This is a genomic window from Streptomyces sindenensis, from assembly GCF_014649035.1.
GTDB classification, from domain to species: Bacteria; Actinomycetota; Actinomycetes; order Streptomycetales; family Streptomycetaceae; genus Streptomyces; species Streptomyces sindenensis.
This window is the reverse complement of sequence record NZ_BMSG01000026.1, coordinates 91512-114237: the sequence shown is the minus strand read 5'-3', so window position 1 is coordinate 114237 and position 22726 is coordinate 91512. Positions and strand designations below refer to the sequence as shown.

General features: G+C 69.0%; 19 protein-coding genes. 9 read left to right on the top strand and 10 right to left on the bottom strand.

The window, feature by feature from the left end:
- A partial coding sequence (locus IE145_RS24720; RefSeq protein WP_229825795.1) for a hypothetical protein occupies window positions 1-548 on the top strand: 548 nt, incomplete at its 5' end.
- A 784-nt stretch (window positions 549-1332) separates the two neighbouring features.
- Window positions 1333-1899 carry a hypothetical protein gene (locus IE145_RS24715; protein WP_189527648.1) on the top strand — a complete coding sequence of 189 codons (567 nt, stop codon included), beginning with the start codon at window positions 1333-1335 and terminating at the stop codon, window positions 1897-1899.
- An 88-nt stretch (window positions 1900-1987) separates the two neighbouring features.
- On the opposite strand, the gene IE145_RS24710 is transcribed toward IE145_RS24715, so the two are convergent.
- Together IE145_RS24710 and IE145_RS24705 are read right to left on the bottom strand one after the other, a co-directional pair.
- Complete coding sequence (locus tag IE145_RS24710; protein ID WP_189527647.1) at window positions 1988-2287, bottom strand: hypothetical protein; 300 nt, start codon at window positions 2285-2287, stop codon at window positions 1988-1990.
- Between the two features lie 52 nt (window positions 2288-2339).
- Window positions 2340-4274, bottom strand: a complete 1935-nt coding sequence (locus tag IE145_RS24705; protein ID WP_373296634.1) for a Tn3 family transposase — start codon at window positions 4272-4274, stop codon at window positions 2340-2342.
- A gap of 511 nt (window positions 4275-4785) precedes the next feature.
- On the opposite strand from IE145_RS24705, the gene IE145_RS24700 reads away from it, so the two are divergent.
- The 3 genes from IE145_RS24700 (at window position 4786) to IE145_RS24690 (ending at window position 7079) form a co-directional block, all read left to right on the top strand.
- The gene (locus tag IE145_RS24700; protein ID WP_189527645.1) at window positions 4786-5787 is read left to right on the top strand and encodes a DUF6192 family protein; all 1002 of its coding nucleotides are present in this window, start codon (window positions 4786-4788) and stop codon (window positions 5785-5787) included.
- A gap of 81 nt (window positions 5788-5868) precedes the next feature.
- Window positions 5869-6216, top strand: a complete 348-nt coding sequence (locus IE145_RS24695) for a hypothetical protein (protein WP_229825794.1) — start codon at window positions 5869-5871, stop codon at window positions 6214-6216.
- A 35-nt stretch (window positions 6217-6251) separates the two neighbouring features.
- Complete coding sequence (locus IE145_RS24690) at window positions 6252-7079, top strand: IS5 family transposase (RefSeq protein WP_189527644.1); 828 nt, start codon at window positions 6252-6254, stop codon at window positions 7077-7079.
- An 8-nt stretch (window positions 7080-7087) separates the two neighbouring features.
- Here the strand turns inward: IE145_RS24690 and IE145_RS24685 are convergent, their stop codons facing one another.
- On the bottom strand, window positions 7088-7963 hold the full coding sequence (locus tag IE145_RS24685; protein ID WP_189527643.1) for an alpha/beta fold hydrolase: 876 nt from the start codon (window positions 7961-7963) through the stop codon (window positions 7088-7090).
- Between the two features lie 112 nt (window positions 7964-8075).
- Window positions 8076-9320, bottom strand: a complete 1245-nt coding sequence (locus IE145_RS24680; RefSeq protein WP_189527642.1) for a DUF4158 domain-containing protein — start codon at window positions 9318-9320, stop codon at window positions 8076-8078.
- A 392-nt stretch (window positions 9321-9712) separates the two neighbouring features.
- Between IE145_RS24680 and IE145_RS24675 the strand changes: the two genes are divergently transcribed.
- Window positions 9713-10471: an IclR family transcriptional regulator gene (locus IE145_RS24675; RefSeq protein WP_189527641.1), complete on the top strand. Its 759-nt coding sequence runs from the start codon at window positions 9713-9715 to the stop codon at window positions 10469-10471.
- 13 nt (window positions 10472-10484) lie between these two features.
- Here the strand turns inward: IE145_RS24675 and IE145_RS24670 are convergent, their stop codons facing one another.
- Entirely contained in the window at window positions 10485-11129 is a 645-nt protein-coding gene (locus tag IE145_RS24670; RefSeq protein ID WP_189527640.1) for a DUF1345 domain-containing protein, read from the bottom strand.
- A 317-nt stretch (window positions 11130-11446) separates the two neighbouring features.
- Between IE145_RS24670 and IE145_RS24665 the strand changes: the two genes are divergently transcribed.
- A complete protein-coding gene (locus IE145_RS24665; protein WP_189527639.1) occupies window positions 11447-13777 on the top strand; it encodes an FdhF/YdeP family oxidoreductase in 2331 nt (776 codons plus the stop codon).
- A 90-nt stretch (window positions 13778-13867) separates the two neighbouring features.
- Here the strand turns inward: IE145_RS24665 and IE145_RS24660 are convergent, their stop codons facing one another.
- The 3 genes from IE145_RS24660 to IE145_RS24650 form a co-directional block, all read right to left on the bottom strand.
- Window positions 13868-14044, bottom strand: coding sequence for a hypothetical protein (locus tag IE145_RS24660; RefSeq protein ID WP_189527638.1), 177 nt, complete (start codon window positions 14042-14044; stop codon window positions 13868-13870).
- Window positions 14045-14047: 3 nt separating this feature from the next.
- Window positions 14048-16576, bottom strand: a complete 2529-nt coding sequence (locus tag IE145_RS24655; protein ID WP_189527637.1) for an ATP-dependent Clp protease ATP-binding subunit — start codon at window positions 16574-16576, stop codon at window positions 14048-14050.
- A gap of 122 nt (window positions 16577-16698) precedes the next feature.
- Window positions 16699-18612, bottom strand: coding sequence for a P-loop ATPase, Sll1717 family (locus IE145_RS24650; protein WP_373296632.1), 1914 nt, complete (start codon window positions 18610-18612; stop codon window positions 16699-16701).
- A 140-nt stretch (window positions 18613-18752) separates the two neighbouring features.
- Here IE145_RS24650 and IE145_RS24645 point away from each other — a divergent pair, with 140 nt between their 5' ends.
- A complete protein-coding gene (locus tag IE145_RS24645; protein ID WP_189527635.1) occupies window positions 18753-19247 on the top strand; it encodes a hypothetical protein in 495 nt (164 codons plus the stop codon).
- A 55-nt stretch (window positions 19248-19302) separates the two neighbouring features.
- On the opposite strand, the gene IE145_RS24640 is transcribed toward IE145_RS24645, so the two are convergent.
- Window positions 19303-21027, bottom strand: coding sequence for an acyl-CoA dehydrogenase family protein (locus IE145_RS24640; protein WP_189527634.1), 1725 nt, complete (start codon window positions 21025-21027; stop codon window positions 19303-19305).
- Window positions 21028-21092: 65 nt separating this feature from the next.
- Window positions 21093-21659, bottom strand: coding sequence for a PadR family transcriptional regulator (locus tag IE145_RS24635; RefSeq protein ID WP_189527633.1), 567 nt, complete (start codon window positions 21657-21659; stop codon window positions 21093-21095).
- Between the two features lie 179 nt (window positions 21660-21838).
- Here IE145_RS24635 and IE145_RS24630 point away from each other — a divergent pair, with 179 nt between their 5' ends.
- On the top strand, window positions 21839-22726 hold the full coding sequence (locus IE145_RS24630) for an SDR family oxidoreductase (protein ID WP_189527632.1): 888 nt from the start codon (window positions 21839-21841) through the stop codon (window positions 22724-22726).

Sequence of the window (22726 nt, the reverse complement as noted above, 5' to 3'; positions counted from 1 at the left end):
TCCTTCCAGGCCGCTTCTCAGCAAGCCAGGTCAGGTGTCACTCATCCGTGCAGCAGTCCCAAGCAGGCGACAAGATCCTCGCGGCAGGAGGAGCGACCAGCGGTGGAGCCGGCACTGAGGCGCCTACCGAAGCCCAGTTCAAGGTCGGGGAGGAGGCGCGCAATCGAGGCACCGTCGTCACGATCAAGAAGGTCCGAGAGGCCAACGGCATCACCTTCGACGGAGCCGTCAAACAGGCTGGCGTAGACGCCAAGTATGTGGTCCTTGAGACCGTCGTCCGCAACGAGACCAAGGCCAGCATGGACCTCACGTGCTCGCTGCCCATCGTCAATGCGCTGATCGATGACCAGGACCGGCGTTTCGACACGATCGAGGATCTGTCCGACGTCCAGGGGAACCCCGAGTGCAACGCGCAGCTGCAGCCTGGCTTCAAGGACGAGATGAAGTTCGTGTACCGCGTGCCTAAAGACGCGAACATTGTGCTGTGGGAGTTCGAGGAGTATGACCTGGAGGCCGAGGTGGCACCATCCCTCGTCGACCTCACCTGACCCCCCGAGGGCGACATGCCTCCGCAGCCGACCGTATGGGAACAACACCTTGGGTAGATCCAGAAACAACGATGCCAGTGACAGCTGCATAGGCATCGTCGTACTCGGCCTCATCATCGCCTTCTTTGTCTACAAGTGCGACGCTGACGAGCTGGGGTCAGAGCCCTCGCCACGCCCTGCTGTGACAGTGACTGAAACCGCCTCTCCGCCCGATGACCCACCGGCGGAGGAAACGGAACAGCCCGCACCACCGGAGGCAGAGGCAGAGGAAGACCACGCTGACGGGCCAGGCGGCCAGGACTCCGACGGCCAGGTAGGCATCCAGTTTGGATACGCCTGCTCCCCTGTCGGCGCGCTTGGCGTCGCCGGAGACGGACGTCCTGCCAAGTGCTTCATGGGCAAGGACGGCAGGGCTCGGTGGAGCTATGACTCGAACCGCGGGTAGTTCCTCGGTCTGGAGGTCGTTCATCTCGTCCTCAATGAGGTGAACGAGGGCGGCACCTCCACCCCGATGCTGCTGGCCTGCTCCCGGCACGCCTCCGTCCCCTGGAGCGGTACGCCCGCCCGGGCGTCGACGCGGTCGCCCGGCGCGTTGCGAAGCGCGACCCTGCTGCACGTCGCCGAAACCGGTAGCGGGCTCGGCCCTACCTTGCACCGTGGGTCAGAGATAGGAGACCGGGGCCAGGCCAGGTACGAGACAGTGGGCGGTTGGTAGCGTCCCTCGTGCAGCTGCGGCATAGCACGCCGACGATGCACTTCGGACCGCACCCCCAAGGGAGAGCCCATGGCACTGTTCCGCCGCCGCAAGGAGAATCAGGAGTCACGTGAGATCACTGATCACGCCGTGGAACCTTTCGGAACTCGCTTCGCAGGCGCGTTGGCAGCTCCCAAGAAGGAAGCGGACGCTCTGATATCCGAGTCCCTCCTGTGGCAGCTTGTTGAGGACACCCTCGAAGAGGGAGAGGTCCAGTGGGTCACGTGTGGTGGCATGTGGGTTCCTGCTGACGCCCCGCCGCTTCCTGTGCGCTTCTACCTGACGGACCACCGGGTGATCGTGACCCTCGACAGTCCGAGTCTCCCGGCGAGAAGCATGGACCTTCCCTTCGACGACATCGCCGTGTTCGACCCAGAGGGCCCTGTCGGCGGCCGTCGGCCGAAGCGCATCCAGTACCTCGTGATCACCTCCGAGAGCGGCCGGCCAGAGGACGGCGTCCGAACTGTCGTTGAGTTCAATCTCGACGATGAAGGGCACCGCTTCATAGGGACAGCGACGAAGGCCCTACGCGACCACGGCGGACTTCATGGCCGGCTGGAACGAGCCCGCAACGCACGAAGCGAACCGTCCGCGTAGCTGCCCCCTGGGCCCGCGCGGTTGGCCAGAGCGGGCGAATCCTTGTCACGGACGTCGCCTGCGCCGGGCTGGACCGCCGCATCTCGATCTACGGCTTCGGCTGGTCCTCTGGCCACATCGCGGGGCTGGTGCCGTCGAAGCCGTCCATGCACCCCTTCATGAAGTACTTACGCACCTCGGAGATCGCGCCCTCATCCATGGCGGCCTCGTAGTCCTGAAGCTGCTGTACGCACCCGGAGCCCTTGTCCGCCCCCGCCTGGCTCTCATTGCGTCCACTCAGGTATCCGGCCGCGTAGTCGTAGACGTTCGCCCCGCGCTGCACCTCGGCCCCGCAGCCAGTCGCGAGCGCGAGCACCGCGATCGAGGCCACCCCCCAGCGTCTGACCATGTCCCCTCCTTCTGATCTGCACGAACGCGGAGACTGTAGCCTCTGCCGCGCCTTACCGGTCCGGGAGCCGATAGGTTCCGTTCGAGGGCGTAGCCGACACCCGCGCGTCCGGCGCCATCCGGGGACCGGGCACGGTGGCCGATGGAGTGAGGTCGAGCTGGTTGTTCATGTCGAGCTCGAACCGGCCGTAGGGGTTCACGTGGGTCCAGAACAGCGGGGACAGCGCCCGCCGGTCGGCGGCAGTGAGCATGTCGGCCCACTTCGGATCGGCGAGGACCTGCTGCATCAGCAGCGTGTTGACGTGGACCAGGGCGGACTGGAGCAGGTGGAGCGCAAGCATGGACACCTCCTGGGACTCCTTGTCCTGCCCGGCCAGGTCGCCGTCCTTGCCGTAGAAAAGGTCCTTGTTCGCGCTGTTCCAGTTCTCCACGACCTGCAAGCCCTCGTGGATCTCCTGGCGCAGCTCGACGTCCGCGAGGTAGTCGCAGACGAACGCCGTACGCACCGCCCTCCCGAGCTCCTCGATCGCCTGGTAAGTGGGGTGCTTGGGGCCTCCGCGGGTGAACCGGCGCAGGACCTGCTCGGCCTCGGCGGTGCCCAGGCGGAGCGCGGTGGTGTACTTCACGATCTGGTCGTACTGCTGCCGGATCAGGTCCCAGTTGATCGTCTTGGTGGACAGCACCGGCGCGAGGTTCGGCCAGTTGTCGTCCTCCCCGGCGGCCGGCCGGTACAGCTTCGCGGAGCCGATGTTCTTCAGCCTCGGCATCAGCTTGAAGTCGAGCATGTGGGCGAAGGCGAAGCCGACGATGGAAGCACCGTGGGTGTCGGTGTACTGCCGGTCCACTTCCATGTCGGTGCAGTGCCGCAGCACGCCCTCGATCATCGAGGCGACCTCGGAGGCCGAGCAGGACTTGAGCTGGGAGTAGATGCAGACCGACTTCCGCTCGACGTGCCAGTAGATCATCACGCCGGGGCCGCGGTAGCGCTGGTGCCACTCTGTCATCAGGTTCGAGGACCAGGCGCCGAACTTGCGGCTGTCGGACGCGCAGGCGGTGCCGGTGCCCCACCACATCTCGTCACGGGCGGCGAAGGTGGCGTTGACCAGCTTCACCAGCGCGGCACGCATGTTGGTCCGGTTGACGAACAGGTGCCGCACCCGGCGCAGCGTCGCCTCGGACTCGCCGTGCTTGCCGGTCACCGCGACCCGCTTGATGCCCATGTTGGTGCCCAGTCCGAAGAGCACCAGCAGCAGCCGGCGGCGCAGCACGTCCTTGGACAGGTTCTCGCGGGTGGCGACCGAGGTGAACTCGGCGATGAAGTCGGTATCGAACTCGGCGTACTTCAGGATGTCCAGCAGGTCGATCGTGCCCCAGCGCCGTTCGATCTCGGCCTTGATGGCCACCAAAGACTCCGGCTCCTCCTGCTTGCCGCGCGGGGAGACGCGGATCCACGGTTCGCCGCGCTTCTTGACGATCGCGACCCCGCCCGTGGTGCCCTCGGCCAGGGCCTGCTCGAAGCGGTCCAGAGACGTGCGGAGCCTGCCCTGCAGCGCGGTGATGAATTCGCCGGCGTCCTGCGGCTGGCCCAGGGCGGCGTAGTGGACGTCCCGGTTGTCCTCGAAGTCGGCGGGCAGGTCGTCCTCCGGGTTGCGCCACCGGTTCGCGCCCACCACCCAGATCTCCCGACGGCGCAGCGCGTCCCGCAGACTGACGAGCACGCACAGCTCGTACGGGATGCGCTCGACGCGGCCCTTGTCGTCGACGACCGCCGCCCGCCACTGCTCGGGAACCACGCCCTCCAGCGGCACCGTCTCGGCCAGGTCGAAGAACGCGCCCTCCTTCAGCGGCTGCTCCAGGTATTGCCCCAGCAGGTCGATCGCATCCATCACCGGCCGATAGGCGGTGTTGTTGCACTTCATCTCCAGCACCTTTAGTGCCTGATTGAGATCCCTGGTCGAGGGGTCCGTGGGTCGGGATGCTGGTGTCATGGCCCTTGGCGTGGTGGTCCGTAGGTATTGCCGGGAGTGTGGGGTGCTGCTGCCGCCGGCGAAGTCGGCGGCAGCCCGGTTCTGTTCGGGTAGGTGCAGGTCACGCCGGTGGCGGGCCCTGGAGCATGCCCGTCGGCGGGTGGCGGCGATGCAGCGTGGCGAGATGGCGGAGTGCCCGGTCTGTGGGCAGGGCTGGACGGTGGGAGTGGACTTGCAGCGCTCGGCGGTGTTCTGTTCCGCGCGGTGCCGGACGCGAGCGTGGCGGGAGCGGGCGTCGCGCGATTCCGTCACGGTGACGCCGTAGCCGAACGCCGCGTCCGTCTCGGGGGTCACGTCTGTTCGGTACGGGGTCGAACGGCCGGTCTGTTCGCGCCTCGCGCGCCCCTGTTTCGCGCCTGCCGCCGGTCATGCGTGCGCGCCCATGCTGGTGGTGACCTGGGCTGATGTGCTAACTGAGCGGTCGCTGTCGGGCGATTCGCCCTGCCCGGGAACCACGAGGGGTGGAGGCATCATGGCGGAGCGGGTGGGCAACGTCTCGCGGTCGCGCTACGAGCAGCTCGTCGCCGAGGCGCGGGAGCTGGTCGAGCAGGTTGCGAGGGCCCAGTTCGGGCTCGGTGACCGGGCGTTGGAGATCGAGCCGATGCGTGCGGTCGGCGGTTCGACGGCCAGGGGCGGGGATGATCTGTTCACGGTCGAGGAGTCGTTGCAGATGTTCGCCGACGACATAGGCGTGGCGCTGTCGACGGTGGAGGACTGGCGGTGGGTCGCCTCCCGCTGGCCGACCGGGAAACGCAGGAGCGGGGTGTCGTTCACCGTCCACAAGATCCTGGCCTCGATCCCGGATGAGGCAGAACGCTGGGTGGCCATCGAGGACGCCCCGTTCAACCCGCGCCGGAACCGGAAGCAGTGGACCACCGACGGCGCGAAACGCCTGGTGGGACAGCAGGTGGACCGGCCGGTGACGGTCGAGGAGAAGGTGAGGGCCGTCCGCGACCTGACCCGTGATGACGAGGTCGCGGTGGCGGTGACGGCCAGTTTGCTGAGCAGGCCGGAGACCGCCGCCCTGTTGCCGGCGGCGGAGCGGGTGCGGGTGGTGCAGGAACTGACCCGGGACGACGAGGTCGCCACCCGCGTGACTTCTCGGCTGTTGCAGCGCCCGCGGGTCGCGCGGGAGGCGATGCGCGACGACGACACCCGCTTCACCGTCAACCGCGCCCAGTTCGACAACTCCGAACAGGTGAAAGAGAAGGTCAGGGAGCGGATGCCCGCAGTCCGCAGGATCGAGCACACCATCGAATACCTGGACCTGGTCGGCTCCTGCCACAGCTATGTGGCCACGCTGGGAAGGCTGGTGCCGCGGATGCGCGGCCAGGAGTTCACCGATGACGAGCGTGCCACGCTCCGGCGGGGAATCTCCAAAGTACGCGGGGCCGCCGACTGGCTGGAGGCAGCCCTGGAAAGCGGGCGCTTCACCCTGGACGAGCAGCTCGCTCAGCTGTTGAGGGGCGAGTGAGGTGCTGCCCGCCGCCGCCGCATACCCAAGACGGCCACACCGCTGAGCACACACTATGGCGACCTGGTCCGCGTCGCCCTCATGGAAGCCCGGCCCGCCGGCCTCCAGACCCGGCAGCTGGTCGCCGCGACACGGCTCACCCCGTCCCAGGTCGCCCGCGGTGTCCGTCACCTGCGGGATGTCGGCGCGGCCGAGCACCTGACGCCGATCATCTGGCGCCGCCGTGACGGCTACCTCTTCTCCGACGAGCCCGCCGACTGGATCGCCTACGAGAAACAGCAGTTCCAGCTCATCCTCGGCCGCCTGACCCGGATGATCACCGGCACACTCGACCCCCACCTGGCCCGCTACCCCGACGACGAATGGGCCCAACTGGCATCCGCCCAGCTCACCGGCGTCCGCGCCACCCTCGCCCAACTCACCAAATAGCCTCCAGGACCGACGACCGACCTCAGGACACCGCGATGCCCCTGACCTCCCGCCGGCGCCGCTACCCCTCCGACACCACCACCGCGGAATGGGCACTGCTTGAACCGCTCCTGCCCGTCCCGGCCTGCCAGACCAAGGCCGGGGGTCGGCCGGAGAAGTGGCACCGCCGGGAGATCGTTGACGCGATCCGGTACCTCGTCGACAACGGGATCAAGTGGCGTGCCCTGCCTGCGGACTATCCGCCGTATCAGACCGTGTACTACCACTTCGCCCGTTGGATGCGGGCCGGGGTCGTCGCCTTCATCCGCGACCAGCTCCGCCGCCACATACGCACGGGCCAAGGGCGATGCCCCTGGCCGGTCACGCTGATCATGGACTCGCAGTCGGTGAAGGGCGCCGACACCGTCTCGAAGGCCACCCGCGGCTACGACCCTGCGAAGAACATCAACGGACGCAAAAGACACATCGCGGTGGATACCCTCGGCCTGCCCGTGATGATCACGGTGACACCCGCCGACATGACCGACCGCGACGCCGCCCGCGAACTCCTGTGGCGCCTGCGCCTCATGCAGCCCCAGATCACCCAGGTCTGGGCCGACTCTGCCTACGCCGGCCAGCTCATCACCTGGGCCGACGACTTCCTCAACATCACCCTGAAGACCGTCTCGCGGCCCCGCGGCGCGAAAGGCTTCGTCGTCCTGCCACGGCGGTGGAAAGTCGAACGCACCCTCGGCTGGATCATGAAAGCGCGGCGCAACGTCAGAGACTACGAACGCCTCCCCCAACACTCCGAAGCCCACCTCACCTGGGCACTCATCACCCTCATGACCCGTCGCCTCACCCATAAAAGGCCCGCAGGTTAATCCGGCGCTCAACGCACGTGATCAAGCAGCGTTCTGAGGACCATCTCGGTGTGGGTCCACAGCAGGGATCCCGCCGCGTCGGGCAGCAGATGGCGGTTTGCTGCGGGGATCATACGGGTGAGTGACTCGCCCAGGTCCGGTGAGTGGACGGGGCTCGTGTCCTGCCGGCCGTACCAGAGGTCGACCGGTACGGAGATACTGCTGGAATCGAATGGCCAGCGGCCCATCGCCAGCAGAGTGTCCCGCGCATAGCCGTCCGGTCCCTGGATGAACGCCTCATTCATCGCGCGCTGGAATGCCTGCTGGAAGACGGGGTCGGTGTAGACAGAGCGGTCGACCTCGGAACTCGTCGTAGCGATCAGATGCCACAAGGCCTCGGCGCTGCCGAAGCCGGCGAAGGAGGCTTCAGCAGTTTCGGGGTCCTGCGCAACGAGGTCCACCATTTCCTTCACCTGCGGGACCAGCGAGCCAGCGAAACGAGGATGCGCAAGTTCGTCGGTCCCGGAAACCACAGCTACCGCCGCCGCCATCCCGGCTGCCGCCAGCGCAAGGGCGAACGGTGCCCCCTGGGAGAACCCCACGACCAGCGGCGTACCGCAGCCGCGGTCGTCAATCAGATAGCGGATATCATCGGCCCAGGCCGACAAAGTCCGGTTCGGCGCGGGGTCAGAGGCACCCAGACCCGGCCGGTCAACGCTGATAAGCCGCAACTGTGCCTGTTCAAGGACGCTGCCGCCAAAGCCCAGCCACCTGCTCGTGGCGGCTCCGGGGCAGAACAGCACCGGCCTGCCATCCCGGGGCCCCCACTCTGCCCAGGCCAACTCCCGCCCATCGGGAAGCCGAGTCCTACCGATCCCATCGGGCTCCACAACGCCATAGTTCATGCCTTCAGTATTCTCCACTCCGCACAATGGTAAGAATCTGGAATATTTCCATCGGACCAAGGGAAACCAGGACATCCGTAGAGCTCACGAGAGCACGTCAGCGATCAGTTCGTCATCGACGAAGAAGAGTGGGAACGGCCTCACCGAAGAGCAACGAGGATCTCAGACAGGCACTTAGCAGCGGCGCGAGCATCCGCCGCCAGTGCGCCGAGTACGACGACCGCAGCACGGTGCGAACCCTGGCCTTGTAGCGGGCCTCGTTCGCCGCGGCTTCTGCCGCCAGGGCCTTGAGCGTCTTCTCTCCGCCGACCACCGGGAAGATCACCCGCCGCACCGTGCCGGACGGCTCCGACAGCGCCGCCTCCGCGACCCGCAGCAGCATCGCCTCCTTGCCGCGAACCTTCTTCAACTCCGCCCCCAGCTCCTTCTCGACCTTCCGCTCCGCCCGCGTGTTGATCTTCAGCACGAGCTGAATGAACAGGTCCACCAGCGAGTCGGTGATCTCCGTCTGCCGCACATGGCACAGCGCGGCCAGCAGCGTCAGCCGTCGCGGCGGCTTCATCCGCTCCAGGTTCGCCGGGTACTCCTTCGACGCACGCGCCCGCCAGGCGTCGACCAACTTCTCCGACACGTCGGCGAACAGGTCCGCGGGCAGCTCCAGCCGACGCACCCGCTCCAGTTTGTTCACCTCGGCCAGCAGGCTCTCCAGGCCCGGGGCGCCGGGGTCCGTCTTCAGCTCGGTGAAGTGCGACCGCCCACCCCCGGACACCGCGCCGACGCTGTCCGTGCCGTGCTCGGTGTCGTCGCCCGCAACCAGGTCCTCCAGCCGCGAACGGGTGGTGTGGCTGAGCCGGTCCGTCGTGCTGCGGCAGAACCGCTTCTCGAAGTCCTTGGCCGCCTTGCCGACCAGCCGCCGCACCTGCCCCGGCGCCGGCGGTTCGATGTGATCGTTGCGGCACCGGGCCACCACCGCCGCCGCGAGCCGGTCACGCGACAGCTCCACCGGACACAGCTCGGTCGCCAACCACGCGGCCAGACGATCCTGGTCCTCTTCGGTATTCGCCCGGAACCCGTACGCCGCCCGGATCTCGCCCCGGTGCCTCTGGATCGCCTTGCTCTGCCAGTCGTAGGCACCCCACGCCTCCGCAGGTACCTTCACCTGCTGGGCCACGTACTCCACCGCGGCGGCCGGCACCTCCTTGGCCGACTCCGGAAACCGGGCCTCCACCTCGAAAAACTTCAGCAACAGCGCGAAGCCGAGCCTGGTCGTCCCGGACTTGTTCCGCACCCGCTTCATGTCGTCTTCGAGCAGTGTCCAGACCTCAATCAGGTCCTCCGGCTCCCAGTCCTGCCGCACCCGCGCTCCTCTACCCCACCCGAGATCACTCGTTCAGCTCAACGAGGCGCCCAGCGAGGGGAAACGACGACCACAAGTCACGCAGCGCTACATGTCCGTTGGCCGTAGCTATACGAGAACAGGGCCTGGTACGGGTGTCGCTGCCACGGACCGGGCGGCACGCTCCCCGGGACTCCGGGAGCACCCGGCGTACCGGGGAGAGCCGGGCGCCCCCGGCGTACCGGGAGAGCCGGGCGCCCCGGCGTACCGGGTCAGGTCTGCGTCGGCGCGGAGGCCCCCGCGTAGCCGGTCGGACGAGAGCGCAACCGCATGCCGGGAGGGCTCTCCGCCGTGCGTGCGCCGGCCGGAGGACCGGCCTTGCCGCGCCCCGGCGCCGGGTCCATCCTGGTGCCATGGGTGACCAGGCCGGCCCCGAGCCGACGGTGTCCGTCCGGCAGGACCTCCGGTTGCTGGAGGCCGCCGGGGCACACCCGGGCGGCGCGTCCGTACAACAGCTGGCCCGGGCGGCCGGGATGCCGGAGCTCACCGCCCGGCGGCTCCTCCACGACCTCGCCCGGGACGGCTATCTGGACGAGCTCGACGACGGTGCGTTCGCCCTCCACGAGCGAGGCCCCGGGCTGCGGTCCGCCGGCGACGGCCTGGGGCCGCAGGAGCACATCCGCCCCCTGCTGTCGTCGTTGCGCGACAAGCTGTCCGCCGCCGTCTATCTGACGCTCTACGACGAGGGCGAGATCCGGGTGCTGGAGATCGTCGACAGCCCGCGAGCCCCCCGGGTGAACGCCTGGGTGAGCTTTCAGGAGGCCGGGCACGCGACCGCGCTCGGCAAGAGCGTGCTGCGCGAGCTGGACCCGGAGGCGCGCGCCGGCTACCTCGCCCGCCACTCCCTGACCGACCTCACTCCTCGCACGATCACGCGCCGGGAGGAGCTGCTGCGGGAGCTCGACGCCCCCGCCGGCCCGCTCTCGATGGACCGGGGGGAGTACTCCCGGGGTACGACGTGCGCGGCGGTGCCGGTGTACAGCGGTGACCAGGTCGGTTCGATCGGCATATCGTTCCGGTCGGACCGGATGTACCGGACCACCGAGGTCAGGGCGCGGTTGCTGGAGTCGGCGCTGCGCGTGACCCGGCGGCTGACGCTCCCGGAGTGCTGATCACCCCGGCCCCTCAGCCGGTGACGATGCCGGTGACCAGGTTGATCGTGGTGGCCAGGATGCTCGCGCCGAAGATGTAGGACAGCAGGCAGTGGCGGAGGGCGACCGCGCGGATCCTGGAGGTGGAGACGTTGTTGTCGGAGACCTGGTAGGTCATGCCCAGGTTGTAGCTGAAGTAGAGGAAGTCGATGTAGCGCGGCGGTTCCTTCATGTTGAAGTCGATCCCGCCGCCGGGCGTCTGGTGGTAGATGTACGCGTAGCGGGCCGTGTACATCAGATGGAGCGCCGCCCAGGACATGAACACGCCGCCGAGCGCCAGGGCGGCCGCCGTGTGGCTCAGGTCCGAGTCGCCGATCAGCAACAGCAGCACGATGCCGACCAGACCGGACAGGGCGGCCGTGACGACGACGAGTTCTTCGGCGACGGGCCGGAACTCCTCGCGCCGGGCGTTGTCGTGCGTCGCGGCGGCGTCCATCGGCCACAGGACGAGCCATCCCGTGACGACGAAGACGGTCTGGGCGAGGGCTATGCCGACGAGGAAGCCCAGCGGCACGTTGGTGAGGAGGACTCCGACCAGAACGCCGACGGCGGCTCCGACCAGTGCGGACCCCGCGAGCCGGGGAACGGCGGGGAGCAGGAACCGACGATACGTGTCCATGGGCTTCAGGCGGTTCATGTGAGGCCTCACGTGGCTGCCCGGGGAGTCCGAGCCCTGTGCCACGAGGCGTTCCCCGCGGTCGGGGCCGGACCATGCCAGCGTAGGCGCGGGTGATCCGCCCCGCAGTTCCGCAGCGGCGCCGGAGCAGTCCCGGAGGGGTGTCGGAGCAGTCCCGAGAGGTGCCGGGGCCGACCGGCGACGGCCCCCGGAGCCGACTGGCAGCCGGGAAACCCCGGGCATAGCCTGCCGGAAGGACCCGTTACGCCCCACCATGTCCGTCGACCCGCCGTATTCGCAGGTGAAAGGGTGGAAGCTCCGTGAGCATCGACAAGGACGCGAGCACCGGCAAGGAAGCGCAGGACTCCCTGGAGCCCCGGGTCGGTCCCGTCCCGGAGGGCGATCCCCGGTTCCGGCCCTACCACCACCCCGCCGCCGGGTGGGGAGCGGCGAAGAGCGTGACCCGTTTCCTGGTGGAGGAACGCGCGCTGGTGGACGGCCCGCGCGCGATCATGCGGATGAACCACGAGAACGGCGGCTTCGACTGCCCCGGGTGCGCATGGCCGGACGACACCAAGGGCCTGCACCTGGACATCTGCGAGAACGGCATCAAGCACGTCACCTGGGAGATGACGCCCAAGCGCGTCGGGCGGGAGTTCTTCGCCGCGCACTCGGTGACCGAGCTGTACGGGTGGAGCGACTACGACCTGGAGAACCAGGGCCGGCTGACCGAGCCGATGGTGTACGACGCCGAGTCGGACCACTATGTGCCGATCAGCTGGAAGGACGCGTTCGCGCTGGTCGGAGCCACCCTGCGCGGGCTCGACCGCCCGAACCGGGCGGCGTACTACACCTCCGGCCGGCTCGGCAACGAGGCCACCTTCCTCTACCAGCTGATGGCCCGCGAGCTGGGCACGAACAATCTGCCGGACTGCTCCAACATGTGCCACGAGGCCAGCGGTCGGGCCCTCCAGGCTTCCCTGGGCACCGGAAAGGGCACGGTCGACCTCAAGGACTGGGAGTCCGCGGACGCCCTGTTCATCCTGGGTGTCAACGCCGCGTCGAACGCGCCCCGCATGCTCACCGCCCTCGCCGAGGCCGACCGTCGCGGCGCGCAGATCGTGCACGTCAACCCGCTGGTCGAGGCGGCGGCCACCCGCACCATCGTGCCGCACGACTTCACGGACATGGCGCTGTACCGGACCACGAAAACCAGCACGCTGAACCTCCAGCCGCGCATCGGCGGTGACATGGCGCTGCTGCGCGGTATGGCCAAGGCGGTCCTGGAGAAGTCGGCGAGCGACCCCAAGGCCCTGGACCGTGCCTTCATCGACCGTCACACCACCGGCTTCGAGGAGTACCGGAAGCTGTGCGAGGCCACGCCCTGGGAGGAGCTGGAGCGCCAGTCCGGGCTGAGCCGCGCCGACATCCTGAAGGCGGCGCAGGTGTACGAGGAGGCCGACCGCTCCATCATCAGCTGGTGCCTGGGCCTCACCCAGCACGAGCACGGCGTCGACACCGTCCGCGAGATCGTCAACCTCCTGCTGCTGCGCGGCAATCTCGGCCGGGAGGGGGCGGGCCCCTCCCCCGTGCGCGGGCACAGCAACGTCCAGGGCAACCGCACCTGCGGCATCGACCACCGCCCCACCGGGGAGTTCCTGGACCGGCTCGCCGGGGCCTGCGGGATCGACCCGCCTCGCGAACACGGCCTGGACACCGTGGGAACGATCCGGGCGATGCGGGACGGCGAAGTGAAGGTGTTCGTCGGGATGGGCGGCAACTTCGCGCTCGCCGCACCCGACACCCCGGCGACGTACGCGGCGCTGCGCTCCTGCGACCTCACCGTCCAGGTGAGCACCAAGCTGAACCGCAGCCATGTCGTCCACGGCCGCGCGGCCCTGATCCTGCCGTGCCTCGGCCGCACCGAGAAGGACCACCAGCGGAGTGGCGTGCAGAGCACCTCGGTCGAGGACTCGATGAGCATGGTCCACATGTCCGTCGGGATGAAGCGCCCCACCTCCCCGCACCTGCTGTCCGAGCCGGCCATCGTCGCCGGGATGGCGCGCGCCGCCCTGCCGGACAGCGAGACCCCCTGGGACTGGTACATCAAGGACTACGACCGGATCCGGGACACGATGGCCGAGGTGCTGGACGGCTTCGAGGACTTCAACCGCCGGGTCCGGCTGCCCCTGGGCTTCCGGATCAAGCAGCCCGCCCGCGAACTGGTCTTCCTGACCCCGTCGGGGCGCGCCGAGTTCTCCGCGGCCCCGCTGCCCGACGTGGTGCCCGAACCCGGCACCCTGGCACTCGGCACGATGCGGTCGCACGACCAGTGGAACACCACCATCTACTCCGACAACGACCGCTACCGGGGCATCAGGAACCTGCGCACGCTGATCTTCATGAACCGGGCCGACATGCGCGAGCGCGGGATCGCCGACATGGGCCCTGTCGACATCACGAGCACGGCGAAGGACGGCAGCCGGCGGTTCCTGAACGGCTACACGGCGATCCCGTACGACATTCCGCGCGGCTGCGCGGCCGGCTACATGCCGGAGATGAACGTGCTCTGCGCGCTGGGCGACTACAGCACCCAGAGCGACCAGCCGATCATGAAGCACGTCAAGATCACGGTGGTGCCGGGCGCCTGAGCGCCGTCGCGGGCCTGCCCGCTATGAGCGATCGCGTCAATCTGCGATCTGCCGTGCGAAGCCCGGCAGATGGCAGATTGACGCCAGGGCCTAGTCGGCCTTCTTCTTCCGGTTCTTCCCGTCCGGGGCGAGGCCCATTTCCTCGCGGTCCTCCTCCAGGCGGTCGTCGAGTCGCTTCTCGTCCGGGCGGCGGGGCATTCCGCGGCTGTGGCCGGTGTCGGGGTCGCCCTCGACCTCTTCGTTCGACTTGTGGTGGTGATGGGACATCGCTCACTCCTCGCCGTCGGGGGTGTCGGCGGCGGGGGTCTTCCCGGCGTCGTCGCCCTTGCGGATGGTGCAGTTCAGGGAGTCGTCGACCACATCGGCGACGATCGTGTCCCCGGGATCGGCTTCGCCGCCGAGCAGCAGGGAGGCGACGCGGTTGTCCAGTTCCGTCTGGATCGTGCGGCGCAGCGGGCGGGCGCCGAACTCCGGCTGGTAGCCGTGGGCGACCAGGAGCTTCTTCGCCGCCTCGGTGACCTCCAGAGTCATGCCCTGGGCGTGGACGCGGTGCTTGCTGCGGTCCAGGAGGTGGTCGACGATCTCGGACAGGTCGTCCTCGGTGAGGCTGTGGAAGACGATGATGTCGTCGATGCGGTTGAGGAACTCGGGGAGGAACCGGCCGCGCAGGTCCTCCATCAGCTCGTCCTTGAGCTCGGCGGCGTCGCCCTCGTGGGCGAGGATGCGGTGGGCGCCGATGTTGGACGTCATGATGACGACGCAGTGGCGGAAGTCGACGGTGCGGCCCTGTCCGTCGGTGAGGCGGCCGTCGTCGAGGATCTGGAGCAGCGTGTTGAAGACGTCGGGGTGCGCCTTCTCGACCTCGTCGAACAGGACGACGCTGTAGGGGTTGCGCCGTACCTTCTCGGTGAGCTGGCCCGCCTCGTCGTAGCCGACGTATCCGGGAGGCGCTCCGACGAGCCGGGCGACGGTGTGCTTCTCCTGGAACTCGCTCATGTCGAAGCGGATCATGCGGTCGTCCTGGCCGAACAGCAGCTCGGCCAGTGTCTTGGCCAGCTCCGTCTTGCCGACGCCGGTGGGGCCGAGGAAGAGGAACGAGCCGACGGGCCGGTTCGGGTCGCCCATGCCGGCGCGGTTGCGGCGTACGGCTTCGGAGACCGCGGTGACGGCCTCGTCCTGGCCGACGATCCGGGCGTGCATCTCCTCCTCCAGCTTGAGGAGCTTCTCCTTCTCGCCGGCGGTGAGCTGGGAGACCGGGATGCCGGTGCGGCGGGAGACGATGTCGGCGATGTCGGAGGAGGTGACCGAGACGACGCCCTCGCGGCGCTCCTCGATCCCGGCGAGTTCACCCTCGACCTCGGCGATCTGCCGCTTCAGGTCGGACGCCTTCTCGAACTCCTCGCCCGCGACGGCCTCGTCCTTCTCGCGCCGCAGCTTGGCGAGGCGGTCCTCGCGGCTGACGACCTCCGTGGACCGGTTGGCGCTGCGCAACCGTACGCGGGCCCCGGCCTGGTCCATCAGGTCGATGGCCTTGTCGGGCAGGAAGCGGTCGCTGATGTAGCGGTCGGACAGCTCGGCCGCCGCCGTGAGGGCCCCGTCGGCGAAGCGGACCTGGTGGTGGGCCTCGTAGGCGTCGCGCAGTCCTTCGAGGATCTGTACGGTCTCCTCGACGGTGGGCTCCGGCACCAGGACGGGCTGGAAGCGGCGCTCCAGGGCGGCGTCCTTCTCGATGTGCTTGCGGTACTCGTCGATCGTCGTCGCGCCCACGACGTGCAGTTCGCCGCGGGCGAGGGCGGGCTTGAGCATGTTGCCCGCGTCCATCGAGCCCTCGCCGGTGGCGCCCGCGCCGACGACCGTGTGGAGTTCGTCGATGAAGAGGATGATCTCCCCCTCGGCCTTCTGCACGTCCTCGATGACCTTCTTGAGCCGCTCCTCGAACTGGCCCCGGTACTGGGCTCCGGCGACCATGCCGGACAGGTCCAGGGAGACGACCCGCTTGTCCTTGAGGGTGTCGGGGACCTCGCCCGCGACGATGCTCTGGGCCAGGCCCTCCACGATGGCGGTCTTCCCGACGCCGGGCTCGCCGATGAGGACGGGGTTGTTCTTGGAGCGCCGCGAGAGGATCTCGATGGTCTGCTCGATCTCCTCGGCCCGCCCGACCACGGGGTCGAGCTTCCCCGCCCTCGCCTCCTCCGTGAGGTCCCGGCCGAACTCGTCCAAGGTCGTGGCGGGCTGCTTGGCCCCGCCGGAGGCACCGTCCGGCCCCGTCGCCCGGTCGGCCGCTCCGCGCAGTTTGCCCACGTCGAGGTCGTCCGCCCCCAGGAACCGCCCGGCCCCGGAGTCCGCGTCGTCGATGAGTGCGCCGAGGATGTGCTCGGGCCCGATGTAGGACACCCCGGCCGCCTGCGAGCGGGCGTAGGCGGCGGTGAGGGTCCGCTTCGCCGCCGGGGTGAGCCCCGGCTCGGCGGACGGCTCGGCGGACTCCCGGGGCAGCACCTCGTCGAGCTGTGCGGCAAGCGCGTCGGGGTCGACCCCGGCCCGGGACAGCAGCCCCCGCGAGGGTTCGACCTGGGTCGCCGCCCACAGCAGATGCTCGGTGTCGAGGTCCGCGGTGCCGTCCTCGGCGGCCTTGCTCGTCGCCCGGCCCAGCAGCTCGTGGGAGGACTCCGTCAGCAGGCGCCCGATCGGGACGCGCTGCATGGCGGGGGGCGAGGAGGCGGGCGACATACCGAAGAACCGGTTCAGCAGATCGCTGAACGGATCGGACGGACCGAGGGGAGAACCAAACGCCATCGACATGTCAGCTCCAGGGAAGGCGAGGGGGCCCTCCCACTCAAACGCGATGTCCATCACGCCGCAAACGGACGAGACGCCCTACGGCCGACGACGGGAAGGGTCGGACAAGCCCTGGCGCAACCCGATCATCCGGAGTCGGATCCTCCGCCTCCACCTCCACCGATGGATCCTCCGACGGACCGGATGAGTGCCCGGGCCTCGTCCTCCAGGCCCCTCGTCACCGTACGGTCCCGGAAACCGTGCGTGGCCAGTCGTGTCGCGAGCGCGTCGAAGTAGCCCGAGGCCGCCAGGACATGCCTCGGCACGTCCAGCCGGCCGCCGTCGGCCTGCTCGCCCCGGGACGCCTCCGCCGCGGCCATGACCTGCGCGATCCCGACGTACACCTCCTCCCGCGTGCTGTCCGGCAGGCCGGACCGCGTCAGTTGCCGCAGCAGCCGTTCGCCGGCGGCGGTCACCTCGTTGAGCAGGCGTACGTTGCGGTTGACCGTGGGGCCGACGTCGGCGGCGGTGATCGCGGCGGCGAGGGAGCCGTGTCCCACGACAGGGTGGCGGGCTCGGCTGGGCAGATAGGTGGGCAGCTCCATGGCTCCGAGGGAGTTCAGCGCCGGCCGGAAGCACGGGTGCACGTGGAACTCGTGCTCGTCGGGCAGCGGCGGCGTGGCACTGCCACCGGCGTAAACGGTGTCGTTCCCCCGCTTCACGCCGATGAAGCCGACTGAGTAGAGGACATCTACGACGCCCTGGGTGGTGAGACTCTCGGTGTAGTCGGAGAATTCCCGGTGCAGGGTTTCCCTGCGGCCTTCGAAGCGTTCCTCCAGGGTGGATCGCATCACGACATAGCCCGTGTTCTCGAAAAGCGGAAAGAGAGAACGCAGGAAAGGGTGACTGATCAGGTATTCCTTGGCGAGGTCCTGGAGCTTCCAACGGGAGAACCGGTCCGTGGCGGCCAGGACGTCGTCCTCGGAGATCGTGAAGTGACCGGCCTCGTCGGCGATGTTGCGGCACACGTTGAGGAACTGGATGGTGTCGCGCGGGCGCGGCAACGAGCGCCGGAAAATGTACTCGGACGTCGGCTCCCCCATCACGCTCACCGGGAACAGCCCCTCCCACAGGTCCCGCCTGGTGAGCGGAAGTCCGATCGAGGCCCGGGCCCGGGAGAGCGCCAGGTCCTCCAGTGCTTCCCGGGTCCAGGAAATACGGATCTCGTCGCTGTGGAATTTGTCGCCGTCGCCGAAGTTCAAGGTGTCGTAGATGTCCGCGCGGAGGAACAGGGCCGCGCGGAGGGCGTTGCCGTAGAAGGAGATGGCGTGCTTCGCGGCCAGCAGCAGACCCGTGACCAGCGCGTGGCTCTCGGGCTCGACGGTCCACACCTGTTCCAGCTGGTCGACCAGGAGCAGGAGCGGCGGATGCCTGCGGGCGCAGTCGAGATCGGCGAACCCGGCCCGCACCCCCGCTTCCAGGACGTCGAGCTGGCCGGAGGCCTCCGCTCCCTCGGAAGCGCCGCCGATGCCCAGAGCCGCTTCGACGCCGAAGGCCTTCAGCGAGAGGTCGGCGGACTGGAGCCGGCCGATGCCTCGGCGGAGCCTTTCGTACAGACGCGCGTCGTCCGACTCGCCGTTGGCCTCCAGGAAGGAACGCACGGCCCGGACGGATGCCGGCAGCCGGCGGCCGTGCGCGGCACGTGCGTGGTCGGTGAGATGACGTGCCGCGTGAACGGCGAAAAGGTAGCGCCAGACCAGCGACTTGGCCGTGTCGGGCGTAAGTCCCTGCAACGCGAAACGGCGGATCTCGTCTCCGGCCGCATCGTCCGGCGCGATGAGAACCGAGGCGCCGGGATGGCCCTCCGGAGTGGCCAGTTGACGGCAGATCGCACTCTTTCCCGAGCCTTTTCGGCCGATGATGAGCAACTTCCGGCCGGACAGAGCCTCACGGTAGGCGTACGTGGGACGGAAGACCGGCCCCTTCAAGAGGCCGTCCTGCAGGTCCGTTTCGGCATCGTCGCGCCCGAAGAACAAAAGACTGATCGGACCCGGCTGCACGTTTCCCCCGCCCCGTTGTGCTGTTGGTGAATCCTCAGAGTAGGCCCGGACGGACGGGAACGTCCTGATAATGAGCGCACGGGGCACGGCCGAGGGAGCCGGACCCGGCCGTCACGTTGCGCGCACTCCCGGGGGGACCGGTGCAGGAACCCGAAGATCCACAGGAAGACCTGGCTGCGTTACTCGACGCGCTCTCCGACGTGGGGCGCGATGTCACCGCGCTCAAGGAGCGGCAGGAACAGGACCGTTCCGGACTGGCCCGGGAGCTGAGCTCTGTGCGGACGGACGTCAGCGGCATCGACGACCGGCTGAGGAGCGTGGCCGACGACGTGTCCCGCACGGAGACGTCTTCGCGCGCCGTACGGGAGACCACGGAGGCCTACATGGAGCGGATCCGCGAGCTGGAAAGCACGATCGACCGGCTCCGGGCGACGCACCGCGCGACGGACCCCGTGGTACTCGACGCCCGGATGCAACTCGCCAGAATCACCGGAGAATCCGGCGACAGGCGCGGGGCGATCACGCTGTACCGGACGCTGGCCGGAGAGTGCCGGGCGGATCTCGGCCCCTATGACCCGCGCACCCTGGACGCGTTCGAGGAGATGGCGTGGTGGATCTCCGGCTCGGGCCGGTAGCGCGCTGACGCCGGAGCGGGCCCGGAGGATGCCCCCGGGCCCTCGGTCCGCAGGCCTACTGCCCCATCTCGTACGCCCCCGACAGCGCCTCGACCTGCTCCCAGATCCGCGCCGAACGGGCCGCGTCGACGACCGGCCGACGGACCGCGCCCAGCGCCCAGTTCTGCTGGGTCTCGGTGGCGGAGTCCTTGCCGTGCAGCTCGACGGCGTGCGCGGAGAAGTCGCGGACGAGCACGGCGAACAGCTCGTCCAGCAGTTCCTCGTCCAGGCCGGTCAGCCGGGCCTGCTCCAGGATCAGCTGGCCGTGGACGACGAGGGCGAAGAGCTGGCCGACGGCCAGGAGGAGGTCGAGGTCGCGGCTCTGCTCCTCGTCGGGGGCGGCCGTCTCGACGAACGCGCACAGGGCGTCCGCCTGCTCGCGGAAGCGGGCGACGTTCGGCACCCCGGCGTACGCGTCGAACGCGGCGCGCCAGTCGTGGAAGCGTACGGAGCCCAGGCCGCGCGCCGGACCCTGGCGGAACAGGAAGTCGTCGTCGGCCGCATCCAGGCGGGAGGGGACGGCCGGGTAGTCGACCGGGTCGAGCAGGTGGTTGCGCATGAACTTCAGGATCAGCGCGAGGTTCACGTGGACCGTGCCCTCCAGCTTCGGCAGGCCCCGGATCTCGATGGCGGCCTGGGCGAAGTAGTTGTCCTTCTCGAAGCCCTTGGCGGCGATGACGTCCCACATCAGGTCGATGACCTTCTCGCCCTCCGTGGTGACCTTCATCTTCGTCATCGGATTGAAGAGCAGGTAGCGGCGGTCGTCGGGCCCGGCGGAGCGGAAGTAGTCGACGGCGCGGTCGCTGAACAGCTTCATCCCGACGAGCCGGACGTAGGCGTCGGTCAGCTCGCGGCGCACGTGCGGGAAGGCGGTGACGGGGCGGCCGTAGAGGATGCGGTTGCTCGCGTGGGTGACGGCCTCGTACATCGCGTGCTCGCAGATGCCGATGGAGGCGGTGCAGAGGTTGAACTTGCCGACGTTGACGGTGTTGAGCGCGGCGTCGAAGGCGGCGCGGCCGGTGTGCAGGATGTCGGCGGGCGCGACCGGATAGCTCTCCAGGCGGAACTCGCTGACGTACTTGGAGGAGTCGACGACGTTCTTAACGAGCCGGTACGCCTCGTGGCGGCTGTCGGCGGCGAAGAAGACGTAACCGTCGGGGCCCTCGACGTCGGTGCGGCGGCCGAAGACGGAGACGAGACCGGCGGCGTTGCCGTTGCCGATGTAGTACTTGGAGCCGGAGGCCCGGAAGCCGCCGTCGCCGTCGGGCGTCAGCAGCATGTCGGTGGAGTAGATGTCGGCGCCGTGGGTCTTCTCGGAGAGGCCGAAGGCGAACACCTCGCCCTGGGAGAGGAGTTCGGCAGCCCGGGCGCGGGCCTCGGCGTTGTCGCTCTGCCAGACCGGGCCGAGCCCGAGGATGGTCACCTGCCAGGCGTACCAGTAGTCGAGGCCGTAGAAGCCGAAGATCTCGTTGAGGGCGGCAATCCGGGCGGTGTCCCAGCGCTGGTCGTCCTTCCCCGCGGCGGAGGCGGGGGTGAGGAAGGTGGCGAACAGGCCCTCCCGCGCGGCGAAGTCGAGGAAGTCGCCGAGCCAGGCACGGGAGCGGTAGTCCTCGATCAGCCGGCGCTTGCCGCGCGCCTCGAACCAGTCGACGGTGGCGCGCAGCAGCCTGCGGGTCTCCGGGTCGAAGTGCTCGGGGTCGTAGGTGCGCGGGTTGAACAGGAGCGACGCGGAGTCGGCCATGGCGGGTGCCTTCCGGGAGGGTGAGGGTTTCGTCGGTGGTACGGAGGTGGCGGGCGGCGCGCCGTTCAGGCGCCGGGGCCCGCGGCGTCGAGCCGGTGGAGCGTGGCGAGTACGTCGTCGAGCCAGGCGATCGTCATGCGCTCGTACGCGATACCGCCCCGCAGCACGACGTGCTGGAGTTCCTGGCCGGCGTCCTGCGGCGCGGGGGCTTCGGGCCCGGTGAAGTCGCGCAGTTCCCCGGCAAGGTAGTGCGCGAGCCGGTCGCGGTGCACCTGGCGGTGGCGCTCGACCTCGTCGATCAGGGCGGCCGGGTCGTCGAAGGCCGCACCCCGGATCTTCACGGCGAGATCGTGCCGCAGGCTCTCCGGCTCGATCGGCTTGTGCAGCCACGCGGCGAGGGCGGCGCGGCCGGGCCCGGTGACGGAGTACTCCTTCTTGTCCGGCCGCCCCTGCTGCTCCACCTCGCGGACCTGGAGGAGGCCGTCGGTCACCATGCGGCCCAGGACGCGGTAGATCTGCTGGTGGGTGGCGGTCCAGAAGTATCCGATGGACCGCTCGAACCGCCGGGCCAGCTCATAGCCGGAGCCGGGCCGCTCCAGCAGGGAGACGAGGATCGCGTGGTCGAGGGCCATGCGGCGATCCTTCTATGCAACTCGTTGCATAGACAAGTCGTGGCGCCCGGGTGAGACACGGCTCACCCGGGGTGCGGCCTCCCCGGAGGGGTGTTTCGGTCGGGCGGAGAGGGGCACCCGGAGCCCCGGCCACCGTCCGGCAGAGAGCCGGGCAGAAAGCCGAGCAGAGAGGCAGCACCATGACGAGGGGCGAACAGCCGCAGGACCCGAACCAGCTCCATCCCCGCCCGGACTTCCCCCAGCAGGACCAGGAGCATCCCGGCTGGACGGGCCCCATGGACCCGCCGCCCGATCACGGCGAGGACTCCTACCGGGGCAGTGAGCTGCTCGTCGACCGCAAGGCCCTGATCACCGGCGGGGATTCGGGCATCGGTCGCGCGGTGGCCCTGGCCTTCGCGCGGGAGGGCGCGGACGTGGTGCTGACCCATCTTCCCGAGGAGGAGAAGGAGGCCGCGGAGACCGTCCGCCTGGTGGAGGAGGCGGGGCGGAAGGGCGTGGCGGTCGTCTGTGACGTCCGGGACGAGAAGCAGTGCCGCTCGCTCGTGGAACGGGCCGTGGCCGAGGGCGGCCGCATCGACGTCCTGGTGAACAACGCGGCGTACCAGATGTCCCGGCCCGAAGGGATCTCAGCGATCTCGACCGAGCAGTTCGACCGGGTGGTGCGCACGAACCTGTACGGGATGTTCTGGCTGTGCAAGGCCGCTCTTCCGCACATTCCGGCGGGCGGCTCGATCATCAACACCACGTCGGTGCAGGCGTACAAGCCGAGCCCGCATCTGCTCGACTACGCGATGACGAAGGGCGCGATCGTCACCTTCACCCAGGGCCTCGCCCAGATGCTCGCCGCCGACGGTGTCCGCGTGAACGCGGTGGCCCCCGGACCCGTCTGGACCCCGCTCATCCCGGCCACGCTGCCCGACACGGCCGAGTTCGGGAAGCAGAGCCCCCTGGGCCGCCCCGCGCAGCCCGCCGAGATGGCGCCGGCCTATGTCTTCCTCGCCTCGGCGAACGCCTCGTTCATCACCGGCGAGATCATGAACGCCACCGGCGGCACGCCCCTTCCCTGA